Raw genomic sequence first — 16,949 nt, forward strand, 5'->3', positions numbered from 1 at the left:
TGGCGCCGGCCCCCGTTCCGGTTCACCTGGCCACGGCCCGGCAGTAGGCCTCGTCGCCGGCGAGGAGGCCGCGGTGGGTGTCCTCGGCGGTGACGACGCCCCCGTCCAGGACGAGCACCCGGTCCGCGGCGTCCAGGAGCGCCGGGCTGCTGGTCATCACGACAGTGGTACGGCCCCGGCGCAGCTTCGCGATGTTGCGCGCGATGAGCTGTTCGGTGACCGCGTCGACGGCCGTCGTGGGATCGCGCAGCACCAGTATCTCGCTGTCGGCGGCCAACGCTCGGGCCAGGGACAGCCGTTGGCGCTGGCCGCCGGAGAGGTTCGCGCCCCGGTCGCGTACCGCGTGGTCGAGCCCTTCCCGGTGCAGGGCGACGACGTCGGTGAGCATGGACGCCTCGACGGCGTCCGCGATCGCCCGGCCGGTGCCCGACGGGTCGATGTTCGTACGGAGCGTGCCGGCGAAGATCTCTCCGTCGTACGGGTTCACCAGCAGGTGTTCGCGGACCGCCTCGATCGACAGGTCGGCGATCTCCCGGCCCCCGACCCGCACCACTCCCCCGTACGTGTGGGGGGCGGCGTTCACCGCGAGGACGGAGGCGAGGTCGGCCGCCGCACGCGGCTGATAGGCGGCGATCGCCACGAACTCACCGGCCGCCACCGAGAACGTGACCCCCTGGAGCGTCCCGTGGCGTACGCCTTCGACCTCGAGGCTTCCGCCGGGCTCCGGGCGCCCCGTCCCCGGTGTCGTCACCGGTCGCGCGGAGAGGACGAGAGCCATGCGCTCGGCCGAAGCGCGGGCCGTCATCACGTACTTGGGCATCTCGGCGAACAACCTGAGCGGTTCCATGATGAACTGCGCGAGGCCCACGGCCATGACGAGTTCGCCGATGGTGATCCGGCCCTCGAACGCCAGCAGGCCGGCCGTCAGGGAGACGGCCGCGGCGAGGGCCGCGTTGAGGGCCAGCGCGGTGCCCGCGTAGGCGCCGTTCACGCGGGCGACGGTGATCGCCTGGCGCTTCGCGTCCGTACTGACCCGGCGGTAGGCCCCGAAGGCGGCGTGGTTGCCGCCGAACCCGTGCAGCGGGCGCAGGCCGACGATCAGGTCGGCGACCTTGGCGCCCGCCCGGGCCACCCTGGCCTGCTGTTCCCGCGTGCCGGCCCCGATCCGTCTGGACATCACGGCGAGGACCGACAGGATCGCGACGGTCCCCACGATCACCAGCAGGCCGAGCCGGAGGTCGGCGAGGCCCAGGGCGACCGCCGCGACGGCCACCGCGACCAGCGAGCTGATCAGCAGCGGCACCACCTCGATGATGTCGGCGGTCTGGTCGGCGTCCTCGGTGGCGATGGTCAGGATCTCGCCGGACTTGAGGTCCACGTCCCTGGCGACCGGCTGCAGCCCGCAGGCGGCCACCCGCACCCGCCAGCGGTGCGCTTCGGTGGTGTTGGCCTTCTGCAGCACGCGCATACCGAACCGCCACGACAGGGAGACCGTCGTGATGATCACGGCGAGCGAGCCGACAGCGACGGCGAGCGAGCCGAGGTCGCGGTCCTGCATCGTGTGCTCGACGATGAGGCCGAGCGCGATGGGAAACGCGGTCTCCGCCGCCTGGTACAGGCCCATGAGCACGGTGCCCAGGATCATGGCGCCCTTGTTGCGGCGCAGCGCCGTGAGCAGGATGGCGGCCCCCGGGCGGGGCCGCTGGGTGTGGGAGTTCTTCATCAAGGTGGCGGTCGATCGCTTCCGGGGGTCGCGGGGTGAACAGATCGCGGAGGGTGCTGACAGGACCGTACTCGCGAACCCCGGCCCCTCCCGTGTCCGGGCGGCTCCGGCCACCCCGGGGCGGGCGCGCCGGGTGCCCCGGCCGGTGCCGGCACGGCCCGAACCAAAGACCCAGGGTCGTGTCCGCGCGGTCCCGTCCGGCCCGAGGTCGGACGACGATCCTTCGCGGACACTCCCTAACTGCCTTCTCGCCACGCGCGCCACAGCCGGGCGTACTGGCCGCCCAGCTCGACCAGTTCGCTGTGGGTTCCCTCCTCCACCACCCGTCCCGCGGACAGCACGGCGATCCGGTCCGCGGCCATCGCCTGGGTCAGGCGGTGGGCCACGAACAGCGTGGTCCGGCCGGAGCAGGCGGCCAGCACGGCACGTTCCAGTTCGGCGGCGCCCTCGCTGCCCGCCTCCGCGGTCGACTCGTCGAGCACGACCACCGGGGACCGGCTCAACACCAGCCGGGCCAGCGCGATCTGGGCGACCTTGGTGCCGTCCAGCCGCTCGCCGCCCTCGCCGACCACGGCGTTCAGACCCTCGGGAAGGAGTTCGGCCCAGCCTCCGGCGCCGACCGTGCGCAGCGCGTCCCACAGCTCGTCGTCGCTCGCGTCGGGTGCGGCGAGCCGCAGGTCGTCGGCGAGCGGACCGGAGAACACATGGGTCTCCTGGGTCAGGATGCTCACCAGGGCGCGTGCCCCGGCCTCGTCCGTGTCCGCGAGGTCGTACGTCCCGATGCGCACGGACCCGGCCTGCGGTCTCCCGATGCCGGCGATGAGCGCGGCCAGCGTCGACTTGCCGGCGCCCGTCGCCCCGACCAGGGCGAGCGAACCACCGGCCGGGACGGACAGGGAGACCTCCCGCAGCACCGGTTCCCCGGCCCCGGGATAGCTGAAGGTCAGCCCCTCCACCCTGACCGGGTACGGTGCGACGGCCGCGGGCAGGACGGATCCGTCGCCCACCAGCCGCTGCTCGGACGGCTCCTGGAACACGCCGACGAGACGGGCGAGGCTCGCTCCGGACTTCTGCGCCTCGTCGAAGGTGAACATGATGGCGCCCAGCGGGGTGAACAGGCGGTGGAACATCAACGGGGCGGCCGACACCTCGCCCAGGGTGGCGGCGTCCGCCTCCAGGAGGGCGTACCCGACGAGCAGGATGAGGACGAGCCCGATGAACTCGGCCCGGTTCTCCCGGCCGACGAACCGGCCGAAGAAGCGGAACACCTCGACGCCGAGGTCGCGCACCCGCCACGACTCGCTGGTGACCTTGTCGCTCACGGCGTCCTCCAGGCGGTACGCCCGGACCGTGTCGATGCCGTTCAGTCCGCTGATCAGCGCCTGGGCGCGGTCGGCCTGGGCCTCCCGCTGCCTCCGGTAGAGGGGTGCCGAGCGGGGCAGGTACCAGCGCAGCGCCAGCGCGTACGCGGGCAGGGCGCAGGCGCCGGCCAGGCCGAGCCGCCAGTCGAGACCGAACATGGCGAGCGTCGCGATGCCGACCAGGACGCCCGCCGAGAACACGGTGGGGACGGCGGTCCGGATGCCCTTGGAGATCACGGCCACGTCGTCGCCGACGCGGGACAGCACGTCCCCCCGGCCGACCTCTTCGACGCGGGCGCTGGGCATTCCCAGCACGGCGCGGACGGCTTCCTCGCGGAGCCGCGCGAGCAGTTCGGCCCCGAGCTTCCCGGTCAGGAAGGTGGAGGCCGCGGTGGCCGCGGCGCCGAACAGCGCGGCGGCCACCATCAGGACGCCGACGGTGAGCAGTATCGAGCGTGACTCGCCCCCGACGACCCCGTCGACGATCCGGCCGAGCAGCAGCACCGGGAGTACCTGGAGCGCGGCCCCGGCCACCGTGGTGAGGACGGTGGAGGCGGTCAGCCAGGGGGCCCGTCGGCAGTGCCCGGCCACCCAGCGGGCGGCCTCTCCCCCGGTCGCCGTGCCGAGGGCCGCCGGGGCGGCGGGAGTGTCGGTGGCCGTCACTCGAAGACCGGTTCTCGCCGGGGAACGGGGCGGTGGGTCGTCATCACCGGGTGGCGGGCGTCTCTACTTGACCGACGCGACGAGCTCGTCGATCGCGTACGGCAGGGAGAGCAGGGTGCCCTGGGACATCGCCGCCCCGACCGCCGGGCCCTCGCTGTCCAGCAGGTAGGAGACCTTGCCGTTCTTGACGGCCGGCAGGTTGGTGAACAGCTCGAACTTCTTGAGCGCCTCCGTGTCCGCCTTGTCGTTGATGACGAAGATGTGGTCGACGTCCACCAGATCGACGCGCTCGGGGGAAAGCTCGGTGAAGAAGCCGCCGTCGGCGATCTTGTCGATCTCGGTCTGGTAGGTGAATCCGGTGCCGGTGACGAGCCGTCCGCGTACGTCGGTGGAGGTGAAGGCCGAGATCGAGTCCTTGTACCAGGACAGCGCGACGGCCTTCTGCCCGCCGAACTCGGGGTGGGCCTTCTTCGCGGCGTTCAGCCTGCCCTGAATGCCCTTCACCAGGTCGGCGCCCTCCTTCTCCTTGCCGAGAGCCTTGGCGATGTGCACCGCGTTGTCCTGCCACGGGGCGCTGAAGAGTTCCTTCTCGCCCTTGGTGCGGCCCACGGTCGGGGCGATCCTGGAGAGCTTCTCGTATGCCGCCCTGTCGACCTCGGAGTACACCGCGATGATCAGGTCGGGGCGCAGGGAGGCGATCTTCTCGAAGTTGGGGCCCGCGTCGCCGTTCTTCATGACGACCTCGGGGCGGGTGTCGCCCCACTGGTCCTTCACCCAGGGCCACTGTGTGTTGATGTCGGGCGTCCGGCCGGCCGGGTTCGGGTACTGGTCGACCATCCCGACCGGCTTGACGCCGAACGCCAGGACGGCCTGGTCGTCGGTGTAGCCGACGGTGACGACCCGCTGGGGGGCCTGGGCGACCTCGGTGGTTCCGAACGCGTGCTCCACGGTGACCGGGAACGCGCCGCCGGTCGCGGCCGGGGCGCCGTCGTTCCTCCCGTCCGCCGAGTCGCTGCCGCATCCCGCGAGGAGACCGATGCCGAGGGTGGCGGCGGACACCGCGGCGGCCGGCCGCCGCCACCGCTTCAGCGGCGTCGTTCGTTGGAGAGACATCCGGAATCCCTTGCTTTCGCGCTGTCCGCCGCCCCGGGTGGGAGGCAGCCGGACTGTACCGTAAGTCGTGAGGCCAGCCTAACCTTACTTGTCAACTTTCTTCTGGGCAGGGTGGATTGATCCGCCCGTCGGGCGCCGACGGCCCGCCGGGCGCCACCCGCGGTCCGGGCCGGACGTGCGCCCGGCCGATCGGCACGATGAGCGGCCGGGCGCCCACCGGGTCGTCGATCACCTCGGCCCGCAGTCCGAACGCCTCGTGCAGCAGCTCGGCGGTGATCACGTCCCGGGGGTGCCCCTGCGCCAGGACGGCTCCCGCCCGCATGACGATGAGGTGGTCGCTGTAGCGCGTGGCCAGGTTGAGGTCGTGCAGCACCATGACCACGGTGCGGCCCGACTCGTGCAGATCGTCGACCAGGTCGAGTACGTCGATCGCGTGGGCCAGGTCCAGATAGGTGGTCGGCTCGTCCAGCAGCAGCAGGTCGGTGCCCTGGGCCAGGGCCATCGATATCCAGACGCGCTGGCGCTGTCCGCCGGACAGCGAGTCGACGGGCCGGTCGGCCAGGTCCGCCACCCCGGTCATGGCCAGCGCGCGCCGCACCACGTCGACGTCGTCCGAGGACCACTGCCGCAGCCAGCTCTGGTGCGGATGCCGTCCGCGGGCGACCAGGTCGGCCACGGTCAGCCCCTCCGGGGCGACCGGCGCCTGCGGCAGCAGTCCGAGCTTCTTCGCCACGTCCCTGGTCCGGAGCCCGCCGATGTCCTCGCCGTCCAGCACGACGGTGCCGCCGGCCGGTCTGAGGAGCCGGGCCAGAGTGCGCAACAGGGTGGATTTGCCACAGCCGTTGGGGCCGATGATCGTGGTGATCACCCCGGGGGGAATGGCCACGTCGAGCTGGTCGATGACCGTGCGGTCGCCGTATCCGACGGTGATGCCCCTGGCGGCCAGCCGTGGGACGTCCCCGGCGTCGGCATCGGTCCTGGCGGTGAACTGAGCGGCCACAAGCCCCCCTTGTCGAGGTTCGTCTTACTTCTACCATCTACCGGCGGTTCGCCCGCACCAGCAGGTAGACGAGGAACGGACCGCCGATCAGGGCGGTGACCACGCCGACCGGCAGGCCGATCGGCAGGACCGCGCGGGCCACCAGGTCCGAGCCGATCAGCAGCGACGCGCCCACCAGGCCGGAGGCGATGACCGGCGGCGTCGGCCATCTCGCCAGGCGCATCGCCACCTGGGGCGCCACCAGCGCGACGAACGGGACCGGCCCCGCCGCGCTCACCCCCACGGCGGCCAGCAGGACCGCACAGAGCAGCAGGAGGGCCCGCACCCGGCCGACCCGTACGCCGAGCCCGGCGGCCACGTCGTCGCCGAGGTGCATCGGCTTGAACGGGAAGGCCACGACGGCCACGACGGCCAGCAGGACGAGCGTGCACCAGAACGCCGCGCGCACCTCGTCCCAGGACCGGTTGTCCAGCGAGCCGACCAGCCACACCTGGGCGCGCGCCACGTCCCGGATGTCGGCCGAGGCCAGTAGCCAGGTCGTGATCGCCTGCATCATGGCGGTCACCGAGATACCGATGAGGATGAGCCGGAAACCGTCGACGCCGCGCCGCCAGGCGAGGAAGTACACCAGCAGCCCCGTGCCGAGGCCGCCCAGGAGGGCCGCCGCGGGCAGCCCGACCGAGCCGGCGGCCGCGGCGGTCCCGCCCGTGGCCGTCACCAGGAACACCGCGCCGGCTCCGGCTCCGGCGGTGATCCCGAGGACGTCCGGGCTGGCGAGCGGGTTGCGTGCCACGGACTGGGTGATCGCGCCGGACACGCCCAGGGCGACCCCCACGACGAGGCCGGCCAGCGCCCGGGGCATCCGGAGGTCCATGACCACGAAGGCGTCGACCTGTTCGCCCTGGCCGAGGATGGTGGCGATCACCCGGGAGAGGGCGATGGGGAAGTCCCCGATGCTGATGGAGAGGCAGAGGACGAGGAAGACCGCCGCCGCGAGCACCAGCGTGACCAGTACGAGCCGGGGCCGCCAGACGAACGACACCCGCCCGAGCCGCGCACCCGGCGGCATCGGCGCTTTCACTTCGGTCCCGTTCATGCGCTCCTGAACTTCCCTCGCCACACCAGGGCCGCGAAGAAGGGGGCCCCGAGGAGGGCGACCACGATGCCCGCTTCCAGCTCGCCCGGCCGCACGACCAGGCGGCCCACGATGTCGCAGACCAGCAGGACACCGGCTCCGAGCAGACCTGCGTACGGCACCAGCCAGCGGTAGTCGGGGCCGGTCAGGTACCGGGCCACATGGGCCACCATCAGTCCGAGGAAGGCGATGGGGCCGCAGGCCGCCGTGGCGGCTCCCGCCAGCAGGGTGATGGCGACGATGCCGATCGTGCGGCTCCCCGCGATGTTCACCCCGAGCGCCCGCGCCACGTCGTCGCCCAGGTTGAGCAGGTTGAGGGCGGGCAGGGTGATCAGAGCCAGGACCAGGCCGACGGCCACGAATCCCGCCACCGGCCAGATGACATCGAATCCGACACCCGTCACGGAGCCCGCGTTCCAGAACCGCAGCGCGTTGAGGGACTTCTGGTCGGACAGGGCGACCGCCGTGGTCATCGCGGCGAGGAACACGGTGACGCCCTGCCCGGCCAGGGCGAGGGTCAGCGGGTTGCCCGCGCCCCTGCCGAGGCTCGCCAGGCCAAAGACGACGACGCCGGCGACGCCCGCGCCCACGAAGGCGAACCAGACGTACTGGAACGGGTCGGTGAACCCGAACAGGGCGATGGCCGACACCACCGCGAAGGAGGCTCCGGCGTTCACCCCCAGCAGTCCGGTGTCGGCGATGGGGTTGCGCGTGTACCCCTGGATCAGCGCCCCGCCGACCCCCAGGGCCAGGCCCGCCACGATCGCGAGGACCGTCCGGGGCAGGCGCACGGTCCGCACGATGAGCCGGATCTCGGTGAGCTTGCGGTCGGGGTCGGGCTCCGCGAACAACCCGTGCCAGACCTCGCCGGGGCTCAACGCGCGGGCCCCGACGGCCAACGAGACCGTCGCCGCGATCACCAGCGCCACCGTGAGGACGCCCAGCCCCACGACGCGCCGCCGCCGGGCGTCCGTCGTCCCCCCTGGCGCGGGGTGCTCCACTGCGGTGGTGAACATGTCGAGGAACGATATCCCTACGATCGGATCACTCGCGCTCCGCCCGCCCCACGGGGGCCGGGCGGGCCGAGCGCCGAACTCGCCGCGGGTCGGCGGCCGCTCGACCCGGCACCGCGTGAACGGCCACCCCGGCCCCGCTGCCCACCGCGGCACCGAACGCCCGCGGCCGACCGGCACCGGAGCGCGACCGCACGCACGCCACCGGTCCGCGGCGAAGGGGCGGCGGCCTCAGCGACCGTCCGCCGCCGGGGCGAACGGCCCGTCCAGAGCGGCCCATTGCAGCAGCAGGATGGTCTTGCCGTCGGCGATGCGCCCGTCGCGGGTCATGGCGAGCGCTTCGGCGAAGGGCAGCTCCAGGACTTCGATGTCCTCACCGTCCTCCTCCAGCCCGCCGCCGGGCCCGGTCCGGTCGGCCGGGGTGTAGGGGGCGGCGAAGAAGTGAAGACGTTCGGTGACGGACCCGGGGCTCATATAGGCCGTGAGGACCCGGGTGAGGGGGCCGAGCGTGACGCCGAGCTCCTCGGCGCTCTCCCGTCGGACGGCGGCCGGCGGGTCGTCGGCGTCGAGCAGCCCCGCGGCCGCTTCGACGAGCATGCCGTCGGGGTGGTCGTTGACATAGGCGGGGTAGCGGAACTGCCGGGTGAGCAGGACGACGCCGCGCGCGGTGTCGTGGGGCAGGACGACGGCGCCGTCGCCCCGGTCGTACGTCTCCCGCTGCTGGGTCTCCCAGCGGCCGTCGCGGCGGCGGCGGTCGAAGGTGGTGCGCCGCAGGACGTGCCAGCCCTGGGAGGTGAGTTCGACGTCGCGGATCACGATGTCGCGATTGCGGTCCAGGCCGCGTCCGGCCCGGTCGAGGCCCGTGCGTCCACGGTGGTCGGGGGTGTCGATGCCGGGTCGGCCGGTCACACGGCCCTCTGCGGAGTACGGCGAGGAATCTCGGTCGGTCATGAACGGCTACACTACAGGCGGAAACGTGCAAGAACAGGAGAGACTGCGCATGCTGGCTGCTGAACGGCGCGACCACCTGCTCGGCCTGCTCGCCCGCGAGGGCAAGATCGTCGCCAAGGACGTCGCCGCCGGCCTGGCGATCTCCGAGGACAGCGTGCGGCGCGATCTGCGCGACCTCGCCTCCGAGGGCCTGTGCCAGCGGGTCTACGGCGGCGCCCTGCCCGTCTCGCCGGCGGTGGTCGGCCACGCGGCACGGCTGACCGTCGCCCCGGACGGCAAGCGGAAGGTCGCGGCGGTGGCCGCCGGTCTGGTACGGCCGGGCAGTTCGGTGATCCTCGACGGCGGCACCACCGCCCTAGCCGTCGCCCGCGCGCTCCCGCGGGACCTCGCCTGCACCGTGATCACCCACAGCCCGACGGTTGTCGCGGCGCTGCTCGACCATCAGCAGGCGGAGCTCTTCCTGCTCGGCGGGCGGATCTTCAAACACTCCGCGGTCGCCTGCGGTGCCGCCGCCGTCGAAGCGGCCCAGAACGTCTCCGCCGACCTCTGCCTGCTCGGCGTCACCGGCGTGCACCCCGAGGCCGGGCTGACCACCGCGGACGCCGAGGAAGCGGCCATGAAGCGCGCCCTGTCGGCACGAGCCGCGGAGACCTGTGTCCTGGCCTCCGCCGAGAAAATCGGCACAGCCTCCCGGTTCCGCGTCCTGCCCTGGGAGAAGGTCGACGGGCTGATCACCGACGCCGACGCCCGCGACCCGGTCGTCGGGCAGCTCACCGCGCTCGGTGTGGAGATCCTGACGGCCGCCGACCGGTGACCGCACCGCGCCTTCCCGCCCGGCCGGGCCCGGCGTCGGCGGGGCGTCCCGGCCGCCCGGTCAGCCCGCCGTCGTCGCCTCGCCCCAGCCCAGGGGATGCGGTCCGGCACCCTCGTCCGGCAGCGGGGCCGGGGGCTCCCCGCCCGCCTCGTTGAAGTCGGTGAGGGCTTCGATGAGCGCCGTCCGCTGGTGCGGAGCAAGCCGCTCGACGATCGACGCGATCTCCTGACGGCGGCGCGCGGTGACGTGTCCGACCGTACGACGCCCCTCCTCCGTGAGCCGGAGCAGCGTCTCCCGGCGGTTGTCCGGGTTGGTCTGCCGGTCCGCGAGGCCCGCCGCGATCAGCCGGTCGACCATGCGCATCGCCGTCGACGGCGCCACCCCCAGCAACTCCGCCAGCGTCACGAGCTTGGTGGCCCCCCGCGAGGAGAGCACCACCAGCATCCGGAACTGCGGCAGCGTCACCCGGTCCTCGACCTCCGCCAGCGAACGCGCCGACACCGCGACCAGCAACCGGGAAGCCGTCAGCACCGCCCCCGTCACCGCGTCCACATCGTCCATGCGCTCCGCAGGAGCCGCCTTCCTGGCCATGGCACCTTTCTACCCTGTTCCCGGCACGGCGCGCCCCACCCCCCGGCCTTCCACGGCCCCAAGTTTTAGATTGTGCAAAGATTGCACAATCTAAGAGTCGAACCGGGACCCGCTGTGCCGTCGACTCCCGTTCGCGTCCAGAGGAGGGTTGTGATGACGTCACAACAGAACGCCGGGCGCGGCCGCCCGCCCCTGCCGCGCGGCTGGCGGCGGCGCCTCGCCCGCCTGCCCATAGCGTTCTACCGCGTGGGCCTCGGCCCGGTCTTCGGCCGGCGCCTGCTGCTCCTGCACCACACCGGCCGCAACAGCGGCCTGGACCGACGGGTGGCCCTGGAGGTCGTCGCGTACGACCGCGGGGAGGGAACCTGGTTCCTGGCCTCCGGTTTCGGCCCCGAGGCCGCCTGGTACCGCAACCTGCTCGCCTCGCCGAAGACGACGATCCAGTTCGGCAACCACCACTACGCCGTCACCGCCCACTTCCTGAGCGCCGACGAGGGCGGCGAGATCATGGCCCGCTACGCGCCCGCCCGCCCGCGCACGGCCCGTCGGCTGTGCGCCTTCATGGGCTTCGACGTCGACGGCAGCGCCGACTCCTATCGGCGGGCCGGCCGCCGCATCCCCTTCGTGCGTCTCGAAGCGGCCCCCGGCCAGCGGGTGCGCTGACCGTCCGCTCGCCCACGTCCTTACGGACCCGTGACGTGTGCGCGCCGCGCCGGGCCGGTCGGCGCGCCGGGCCCTAGCGTGGCGGTCATGCGCGTACTGGTCACCGGCGGAGCCGGGTTCATCGGGTCACATGTCGTCGCCGCACTCGCCGCGGCCGGGCACGAGAGCGTGGTGCTGGACGCCCAGCTGCCCTCGGCCCACCCCGGCGGCACTCCCCCGGAGCCGCCGGGCGACCGGGTGATCGTGGGGGATGTCCGGGACCGGGGAGCGGTGGCGGACGCGCTGGCGGGGGTGGACGCCGTGTGCCACCAGGCGGCCATGGTCGGCCTCGGCAAGGACTTCGCGGACGCCCCGCTGTACGTGGGGTGCAACGACCTCGGTACGGCGGTGCTGCTGGCGGAGATGGCCGCGGCCGGGATCCGGGACCTGGTGCTGGCCGGGTCGATGGTGGTCTACGGCGAGGGCCGCTACGAGTGCCCCCGGCACGGCACGGTCCGTCCCGGGCCGCGCGCGGAGGCCGATCTCCGGGCGGGGAGGTTCGAGCCGCGCTGCCCGGACTGCGGGGCGGAACTGACGCCCGGCCTGGTGGCCGAGGACGCGCCCGTGGACCCGCGCAACGTGTACGCGTCGACCAAGCTGGCCCAGGAGCACCTGGCCGCCGCGTGGGCACGGGCGACGGGCGGCCGCGCGGTGTCCCTGCGCTACCACAACGTGTACGGGCCGGGGATGCCGCGCGACACCCCGTACGCCGGTGTCGCCTCGTTCTTCCGCTCGGCCCTGGCGCGCGGTGAGGCCCCCCGGGTGTACGAGGACGGGGGCCAGCGGCGCGACTTCGTCCACGTCCGTGATGTGGCGGCGGCGAACACGGTGGCCCTGGAGGCGGTGCGGCAGCGGCGGCCCGGGTCCTTCGCCGCGTACAACACCGGCAGCGGCGAGCCGCACACCATCGGGGAGATGGCCGCCGCGCTGGCCGGCGCGCACGGCGGGCCGGACCCGGTGGTCACCGGGGAGTACCGCCTCGGGGACGTACGCCATGTCACGGCGGACTCGCGGGCGCTGCGCGAGGAGCTGGGCTGGCGGCCCCGGGTCCCGTTCGCCGGAGGGATGCGGGACTTCGCGGTGGCCCCCCTGCGCGGTTCGGGGAGCCGCCGGGCGGCGGACGCCGTCACGCTGTCGGGAGCGTGACCGAGAAGCAGCAGCCGCCCTGTACGTTGCGCACCTCGGCGCGCCCGGCGTGCGCCTCGACGATGCCGCGCACGATGGCGAGCCCGAGGCCCGCCCCGGCCGGCGGGGTGCGGGCGTGGGTGCCGCGCCAGCCGGTGTCGAAGACCCGGGGCAGGTCCTCCTCCGGGATGCCGCCGCAGCCGTCGGTCACCGACAGCACGACGCCGCCGTCCGAGCGGTGCGCCGCGACGGCCACGGTGCCGTCGGGCGGGGTGCGGCGGATGGCGTTGATCAGGAGGTTGCCCAGGACCCGGCTCATCTCCTTGCCGTCGACCTCCACCGGCACCTCGTCGATCCGGTCGCCGATCAGCCGCACCCCGTGCTCCCGGGCCAGCGGATCGACCCCGGCCAGCGCGTCGCCGACCAGGTCGTAGAGAGAGATCCGGGCTCGTGTCAGGGCGAGCGAACCGGCCTGGATGCGGGAGAGTTCGAAGAGGTCGCCGACCATGGCGTTCATCCGCTCGACCTCGGTCCTTATCTGCCGGAGATAACGTCCGGAGTCGGCGGCCATGCCGTCCTCCAGCGCCTCGGCCATCGCGCGCAGCCCGGCGAGCGGGGTCCGCAGGTCGTGCGAGATCCACGCGACGAGTTCGCGCCGCGAGGTCTCCAGGGCGCGTTCCCGTTCCCTGGAGCTGTCCAGTTTGGCGCTGGTGGCGGCGAGTTCGCGGGCGAGCGCGGCCAGCTCGGCGGTGGGCTGCCCGGCGGGCGCGGCGAAGGTGCCGCCGTCGCCGAACGACCGGGTGGCGAGGGTCAGTTCACGGCTCCGGGCGGCCACCCAGCGGCCCAGCACGACGGCGGTGGCCAGGGAGACCAGGGCGGCCATGGCGACGACGGTCGTGACGACGTAGAGATCGTGGGACGAGAGGAACATCGCCCAGGCGACCGACAGCGTCCCGGCGAGCATCGCCGTGACCGCGACCCCGGCGACGACGCTCAGCGAGATCACCAGCGAACGGTGCCGCAGCAGGCGCAGGACGCCGGCGCCGAGGAGCCCGGCGGCCGCCGCACCCAGAAAGGCGAAGAGCGCGATGAGCAGGACGTCTTTCACCGCGACCGGTCCTCGGCCGGCGGCACGACGCGCACGGTGGCCGGGCCGGCGTCCGTACCGGCCCGGTCCGCTCCCGTACCGGCCGGGCCGGCACCCGTACGGCCCGGATGCGCTCCCGGGCCCTGCGGGTCCGTCCCGCCGCGAGGGTCCTCGGTTGCGGCCCGGCCGGCGTCCGCCCGTACGTCCGGGCCCTCCTCGTCCAGGTCCAGGCGGTACCCCACGCCCCACACGGTGCGGATCAGCCGGGGGCGGGCCGGATCCGTCTCGACCTTGCCGCGCAGTCTGCGGATGTGGACGGTGACCGTCGAGAGGTCGCCGAAGTCCCATCCCCAGACCTCCCGCATCAGCTCCTCCCGCCCGAACGCCTTCCCGGGGTGCCGCAGGAGAAAGGCGAGCAGGTCGAACTCCCGGAGCGTCAGGGCCAGTCCGCGCCCGTCGCGGGAGGCCTGCCGGGCCGCCGGGTCAAGGATCAGACCGCCGCCGGACAGCGGGCCGGCCCCGTCCGCCGGTACGGTGGCCCGGGCGCGGCGCAGCACGGAGTCGACCCGCAGGACCAGCTCGCGGGGGCTGAACGGCTTGGTGACGTAGTCGTCGGCGCCGGTCTCCAGTCCGAGGACGCGGTCCTCCTCGTCGCCGCGGGCGGTGAGCATGATGACGGGGACGGGTCCGTGTTCACGCATCCGGCGGCAGACCTCGAACCCGTCCATGGCGGGCAGCATCAGATCCAGGACGACGAGGTCGGGCCGGTGTGCCGCGAACCGCGCCAGCGCGGCGGGGCCGTCGCCGGCCTGCTCGACGGTGTAACCGGCGCGGTGCAGATAGCCGACGACGACCTCGGCGACGGTCGGGTCGTCGTCCACGACGAGGACCCGGCCGCGTGCCCCCTGCGGGAGGGGGGCCGGCTGCCGGACGGGCGGGGTGTTCTCCATGGCCTCCACTGTGGCACCCCCGCCCCGGGACTCCGGGAGCCCGAGCGCCCCCATCCGGCCGATGTCCATGTTTCGTAAGAACCTGATGACCTAAATGCCGGAGTTGTCTCCGTAGGGTGATGCGGGTGACCGATTCTTCTGCCGCTCTTCCGTTCCCGCCCGCCCCGCACACCGGCCTCCCCCGGGCCGACATCGTTCTGCCCTGCCTCGACGAGGTTGCCGCGCTGCCCTGGGTACTCGATCGCGTCCCCGACGGCTGGCGCGCGATCGTGGTCGACAACGGCTCGACCGACGGTTCGGCCGAGCTCGCCCGGTCCCTCGGCGCGCACGTCGTCACGGAGGAACGGCGCGGGTTCGGCGCCGCCTGCCACGCCGGACTGCTCGCCGCCGAAGCCGAGTTCGTCTGCTTCTGCGACTGCGACGGCTCGCTGGACCCCGCTCTGCTGACCGGCTTCGTGCGCCGGATCGCGGACGGCGAGTGCGATCTGCTGCTCGGCCGCCGCCGCCCCGAGGGCCGGGGCGCCTGGCCGCCGCACGCGCGCGCCGGCAATCTGGCACTGGCCCGGATGCTGCGCCGCCGCACCGGCCTGCGCCTGCACGACCTGGGCCCGCTGCGGGCGGCCCGCCGGAGCGATCTGCTCGCCCTGGACCTCACCGACCGGCGCAGCGGCTATCCGCTCCAGATGGTGGTCCGGGCCTCGGACGCCGGGCTGCGGGTCGCCGAGAGCGATGTCCCCTACCGGCCGCGCACCGGGAAGTCGAAGGTGACGGGCACCTGGCGCGGGACCTGGCAGGCGGTACGCGACATGCGGGGCGTGCTGCGGGAACCACCGGCGGACCGCACGTCCGGCCGGATCGCGCGCGCGGGGACGGGGGCCGTCCGATGAGCGCGTACGAGGGCGGGGGCCGCTGGACGGGCGCGTCCGGGGGCGGGGACCGCCGGGCGGGCGCGTGCGGGCCCACGGAGCTGCTGGTCATCGCGAAGGAACCGGTGGCGGGGCGGGTCAAGACCCGGCTCTGCCCGCCCTTCTCCCCCGCCGAGGCCGCCGAACTCGCCGCCGCGTCCCTCGCGGACACCCTGGACGCCGTGCTCGCCCTCCCCGCCCGGCGACACGTCCTGGTACTCGACGGGCGGCCCGGCCCCTGGGTTCCCCCGGGCTTCGACGTGGTGCCGCAGAGCGCGGGCGGTCTCGACGAACGTCTCGCCGCGGCCTTCGGCGGGTGTACGGGGCCGGCCCTCCTGGTCGGCATGGACACCCCGCAGATCACGGCCGCGCTGCTCGCCCCCGCTCTCGCCCCGGGCGCCTGGGACGGTGTCGGGGCCTGGTTCGGTCCGGCGGAGGACGGCGGCTTCTGGGCCCTGGGCCTGGCGGATCCCGATCCGGCCCTGCTGCGCGGGGTCCCGATGTCCGTCCCGGAGACGGGTGCGGTGCAGCGGCGCAGGCTGGTGGGGGCAGGGCTCGCCGTGCGGGATCTGCCGGTACTGGTCGACGTGGACACCGCCGCCGACGCCCACCGGGTCGCGTCGGCAGCGCCGGGCGGCCGGTTCGCCGCGGCGCTCGGCCGGCTGACCGGGGCGGGGGTGCGATGAGTACGACGGTGCCCTCGTCCGGGCTCGCCGCCCCGGCCCCGGCCGACCGCGTCGAGGCCCCGGACACCCGCGAAGCGGCCGTCGGCTCCGCGGACGCCACCGGCGCCGCGCCGATCCGCACCGCGCCGTGGGAGGCCGACCCGTACGCCAACGCCCTGCGTACCGGCCGCGGGCCGCTCTTCCTCCGCCGCAGCGACGGCTGGCTGCTCCCCCTGGACGTGGAACGCTGGTGCTCCGACGCGGGCTCCGCCGACCTGTCCGCGCTGCACCGGTGCGAGGGGCCGGTGCTGGACATCGGCTGCGGGCCGGGGCGGCTGGTGGCGGAGCTGTCCTCGCTCGGACACCGGGCGCTGGGCATCGACGTCAGCGAGGCGGCGGTGGCCCGTACCCGCGGGCTGGGCGGCGCGGCTCTGCTCCGCAGCGTGTTCGACCCGCTGCCCGGGGAGGGCCGTTGGGGCACTCTCCTGCTCCTCGACGGCAACATCGGCATCGGTGGTGATCCGGCCGCGCTGCTGGGCCGGGCGGCCGATCTCCTCGGCGCCGGCGGGCTGCTGATCGCCGAGACCGCCCCCGTCGACGTCGACGAAAGGGTCCGGGTCCGTCTCGACGACGGCCGGAACGGCCCGGGCGGGAGGGCCGCCCCCGCCGCACGCGACGCCGAGCCGTTCCCCTGGGCGCGGATCGGGACGCCGGCCCTGCTGCGGCACGCCCGCGCGGGCGGCTGGCGTACGGCCGATCAATGGGGTGCGGAGGGGCGGACCTTCGTCTCGCTGCGCCGGCCCGCACGGGAGCGGAGCGCCCGGACCAGCAGCCAGAGCGCGGACAGCGCGAACAGCACGCCGGTGATCAGCAGCCAGTTGCCGAAGTAGACGTCCGGGGAGGTGCCGGCGGCGGCCTCGTACCGCCGTTCGGTCCGCCGGGCGATCAGCGGGAACCAGATCAGCAGGAGCAGCCCGGAGAGCAACGCCGGCACCCGGACGAAGTTCACCAGGGCCGTCCGGGGGCCGAGCGCGGCGCGCAGCGCCCGGTCGGCCCCCGCGTACACCGGCAGCAGCACCAGGTCGTGCAGGAGCGCCGACCCGGCGAGCCAGAGCAGCACGCCGACGGTGTCACCGTCCAGCAGCCGTACG

General features: G+C 74.0%; 16 protein-coding genes. 6 read left to right on the forward strand and 10 right to left on the reverse strand.

What is annotated here, in order from left to right:
* Window positions 1-22 precede the first annotated feature (22 nt).
* From PSQ21_RS00870 to PSQ21_RS00900, 7 genes are all read right to left on the reverse strand, one after another.
* Window positions 23-1,723, reverse strand: coding sequence for an ABC transporter ATP-binding protein (locus PSQ21_RS00870; RefSeq protein ID WP_274028426.1), 1,701 nt, complete (start codon window positions 1,721-1,723; stop codon window positions 23-25).
* 236 nt (window positions 1,724-1,959) lie between these two features.
* On the reverse strand, window positions 1,960-3,747 hold the full coding sequence (locus PSQ21_RS00875) for an ABC transporter ATP-binding protein (protein WP_274028427.1): 1,788 nt from the start codon (window positions 3,745-3,747) through the stop codon (window positions 1,960-1,962).
* Between the two features lie 63 nt (window positions 3,748-3,810).
* Window positions 3,811-4,860, reverse strand: coding sequence for an iron-siderophore ABC transporter substrate-binding protein (locus PSQ21_RS00880; RefSeq protein WP_274028428.1), 1,050 nt, complete (start codon window positions 4,858-4,860; stop codon window positions 3,811-3,813).
* Between the two features lie 91 nt (window positions 4,861-4,951).
* A complete protein-coding gene (locus PSQ21_RS00885; RefSeq protein WP_274028429.1) occupies window positions 4,952-5,860 on the reverse strand; it encodes an ABC transporter ATP-binding protein in 909 nt (302 codons plus the stop codon).
* Between the two features lie 37 nt (window positions 5,861-5,897).
* Complete coding sequence (locus tag PSQ21_RS00890) at window positions 5,898-6,956, reverse strand: FecCD family ABC transporter permease (protein WP_274028430.1); 1,059 nt, start codon at window positions 6,954-6,956, stop codon at window positions 5,898-5,900.
* On the reverse strand, window positions 6,953-8,011 hold the full coding sequence (locus PSQ21_RS00895; RefSeq protein WP_274028431.1) for a FecCD family ABC transporter permease: 1,059 nt from the start codon (window positions 8,009-8,011) through the stop codon (window positions 6,953-6,955). The genes PSQ21_RS00890 and PSQ21_RS00895 overlap by 4 nt, the downstream gene beginning before the upstream one ends.
* Window positions 8,012-8,239: 228 nt before the next feature.
* Window positions 8,240-8,917, reverse strand: coding sequence for an NUDIX domain-containing protein (locus tag PSQ21_RS00900; protein WP_274035594.1), 678 nt, complete (start codon window positions 8,915-8,917; stop codon window positions 8,240-8,242).
* Window positions 8,918-9,008: 91 nt separating this feature from the next.
* On the opposite strand from PSQ21_RS00900, the gene PSQ21_RS00905 reads away from it, so the two are divergent.
* Window positions 9,009-9,773 (forward strand): DeoR/GlpR family DNA-binding transcription regulator, encoded by a 765-nt coding sequence (locus tag PSQ21_RS00905; protein ID WP_274028433.1) that lies wholly within the window; start codon window positions 9,009-9,011, stop codon window positions 9,771-9,773.
* Between the two features lie 60 nt (window positions 9,774-9,833).
* Here the strand turns inward: PSQ21_RS00905 and PSQ21_RS00910 are convergent, their stop codons facing one another.
* The gene (locus PSQ21_RS00910; protein WP_274028435.1) at window positions 9,834-10,364 is read right to left on the reverse strand and encodes a MarR family winged helix-turn-helix transcriptional regulator; all 531 of its coding nucleotides are present in this window, start codon (window positions 10,362-10,364) and stop codon (window positions 9,834-9,836) included.
* 153 nt (window positions 10,365-10,517) lie between these two features.
* Here PSQ21_RS00910 and PSQ21_RS00915 point away from each other — a divergent pair, with 153 nt between their 5' ends.
* Both PSQ21_RS00915 and PSQ21_RS00920 read left to right on the forward strand, forming a co-directional pair.
* Window positions 10,518-11,027 carry a nitroreductase family deazaflavin-dependent oxidoreductase gene (locus tag PSQ21_RS00915; protein ID WP_274028437.1) on the forward strand — a complete coding sequence of 170 codons (510 nt, stop codon included), beginning with the start codon at window positions 10,518-10,520 and terminating at the stop codon, window positions 11,025-11,027.
* Between the two features lie 87 nt (window positions 11,028-11,114).
* Window positions 11,115-12,212 (forward strand): NAD-dependent epimerase/dehydratase family protein, encoded by a 1,098-nt coding sequence (locus PSQ21_RS00920; protein ID WP_274028439.1) that lies wholly within the window; start codon window positions 11,115-11,117, stop codon window positions 12,210-12,212.
* On the opposite strand, the gene PSQ21_RS00925 is transcribed toward PSQ21_RS00920, so the two are convergent.
* Window positions 12,193-13,299, reverse strand: coding sequence for a sensor histidine kinase (locus PSQ21_RS00925; protein ID WP_274028440.1), 1,107 nt, complete (start codon window positions 13,297-13,299; stop codon window positions 12,193-12,195). The genes PSQ21_RS00920 and PSQ21_RS00925 overlap by 20 nt on opposite strands.
* Window positions 13,296-14,228, reverse strand: coding sequence for a response regulator transcription factor (locus tag PSQ21_RS00930; protein WP_274028441.1), 933 nt, complete (start codon window positions 14,226-14,228; stop codon window positions 13,296-13,298). The genes PSQ21_RS00925 and PSQ21_RS00930 overlap by 4 nt, the downstream gene beginning before the upstream one ends.
* A gap of 119 nt (window positions 14,229-14,347) precedes the next feature.
* Here PSQ21_RS00930 and PSQ21_RS00935 point away from each other — a divergent pair, with 119 nt between their 5' ends.
* From PSQ21_RS00935 to PSQ21_RS37795, 3 genes are read left to right on the forward strand one after another with little or no spacing between them, the layout of a single operon-like run.
* Complete coding sequence (locus PSQ21_RS00935; protein ID WP_274028442.1) at window positions 14,348-15,115, forward strand: glycosyltransferase family 2 protein; 768 nt, start codon at window positions 14,348-14,350, stop codon at window positions 15,113-15,115.
* Window positions 15,112-15,819: a TIGR04282 family arsenosugar biosynthesis glycosyltransferase gene (locus tag PSQ21_RS00940; protein WP_274028443.1), complete on the forward strand. Its 708-nt coding sequence runs from the start codon at window positions 15,112-15,114 to the stop codon at window positions 15,817-15,819. Before PSQ21_RS00935 ends, PSQ21_RS00940 begins: the two co-directional genes overlap by 4 nt.
* On the forward strand, window positions 15,816-16,688 hold the full coding sequence (locus tag PSQ21_RS37795) for a class I SAM-dependent methyltransferase (protein WP_337961662.1): 873 nt from the start codon (window positions 15,816-15,818) through the stop codon (window positions 16,686-16,688). The genes PSQ21_RS00940 and PSQ21_RS37795 overlap by 4 nt, the downstream gene beginning before the upstream one ends.
* Window positions 16,689-16,949 lie beyond the last annotated feature (261 nt).

Source organism: Streptomyces sp. MMBL 11-1 (assembly GCF_028622875.1).
In the GTDB taxonomy this organism is placed as follows: domain Bacteria; phylum Actinomycetota; class Actinomycetes; order Streptomycetales; family Streptomycetaceae; genus Streptomyces.

Excerpts from the sequence above, each read along its gene's own strand:
- PSQ21_RS00940 (WP_274028443.1), top strand. The coding sequence starts at position 15,112 with ATGAGCGCGTACGAGGGCGGGGGCCGCTGGACGGGCGCGTCCGGGGGC.
- PSQ21_RS00870 (WP_274028426.1), bottom strand. The coding sequence starts at position 1,723 with ATGAAGAACTCCCACACCCAGCGGCCCCGCCCGGGGGCCGCCATCCTG.
- PSQ21_RS00880 (WP_274028428.1), bottom strand. The coding sequence starts at position 4,860 with ATGTCTCTCCAACGAACGACGCCGCTGAAGCGGTGGCGGCGGCCGGCC.
- PSQ21_RS00935 (WP_274028442.1), top strand. The coding sequence starts at position 14,348 with ATGCGGGTGACCGATTCTTCTGCCGCTCTTCCGTTCCCGCCCGCCCCG.
- PSQ21_RS00910 (WP_274028435.1), bottom strand. The coding sequence starts at position 10,364 with ATGGCCAGGAAGGCGGCTCCTGCGGAGCGCATGGACGATGTGGACGCG.
- PSQ21_RS00895 (WP_274028431.1), bottom strand. The coding sequence starts at position 8,011 with ATGTTCACCACCGCAGTGGAGCACCCCGCGCCAGGGGGGACGACGGAC.
- PSQ21_RS00905 (WP_274028433.1), top strand. The coding sequence starts at position 9,009 with ATGCTGGCTGCTGAACGGCGCGACCACCTGCTCGGCCTGCTCGCCCGC.
- PSQ21_RS00920 (WP_274028439.1), top strand. The coding sequence starts at position 11,115 with ATGCGCGTACTGGTCACCGGCGGAGCCGGGTTCATCGGGTCACATGTC.
- PSQ21_RS00915 (WP_274028437.1), top strand. The coding sequence starts at position 10,518 with ATGACGTCACAACAGAACGCCGGGCGCGGCCGCCCGCCCCTGCCGCGC.
- PSQ21_RS00930 (WP_274028441.1), bottom strand. The coding sequence starts at position 14,228 with ATGGAGAACACCCCGCCCGTCCGGCAGCCGGCCCCCCTCCCGCAGGGG.
- PSQ21_RS00890 (WP_274028430.1), bottom strand. The coding sequence starts at position 6,956 with ATGAACGGGACCGAAGTGAAAGCGCCGATGCCGCCGGGTGCGCGGCTC.
- PSQ21_RS37795 (WP_337961662.1), top strand. The coding sequence starts at position 15,816 with ATGAGTACGACGGTGCCCTCGTCCGGGCTCGCCGCCCCGGCCCCGGCC.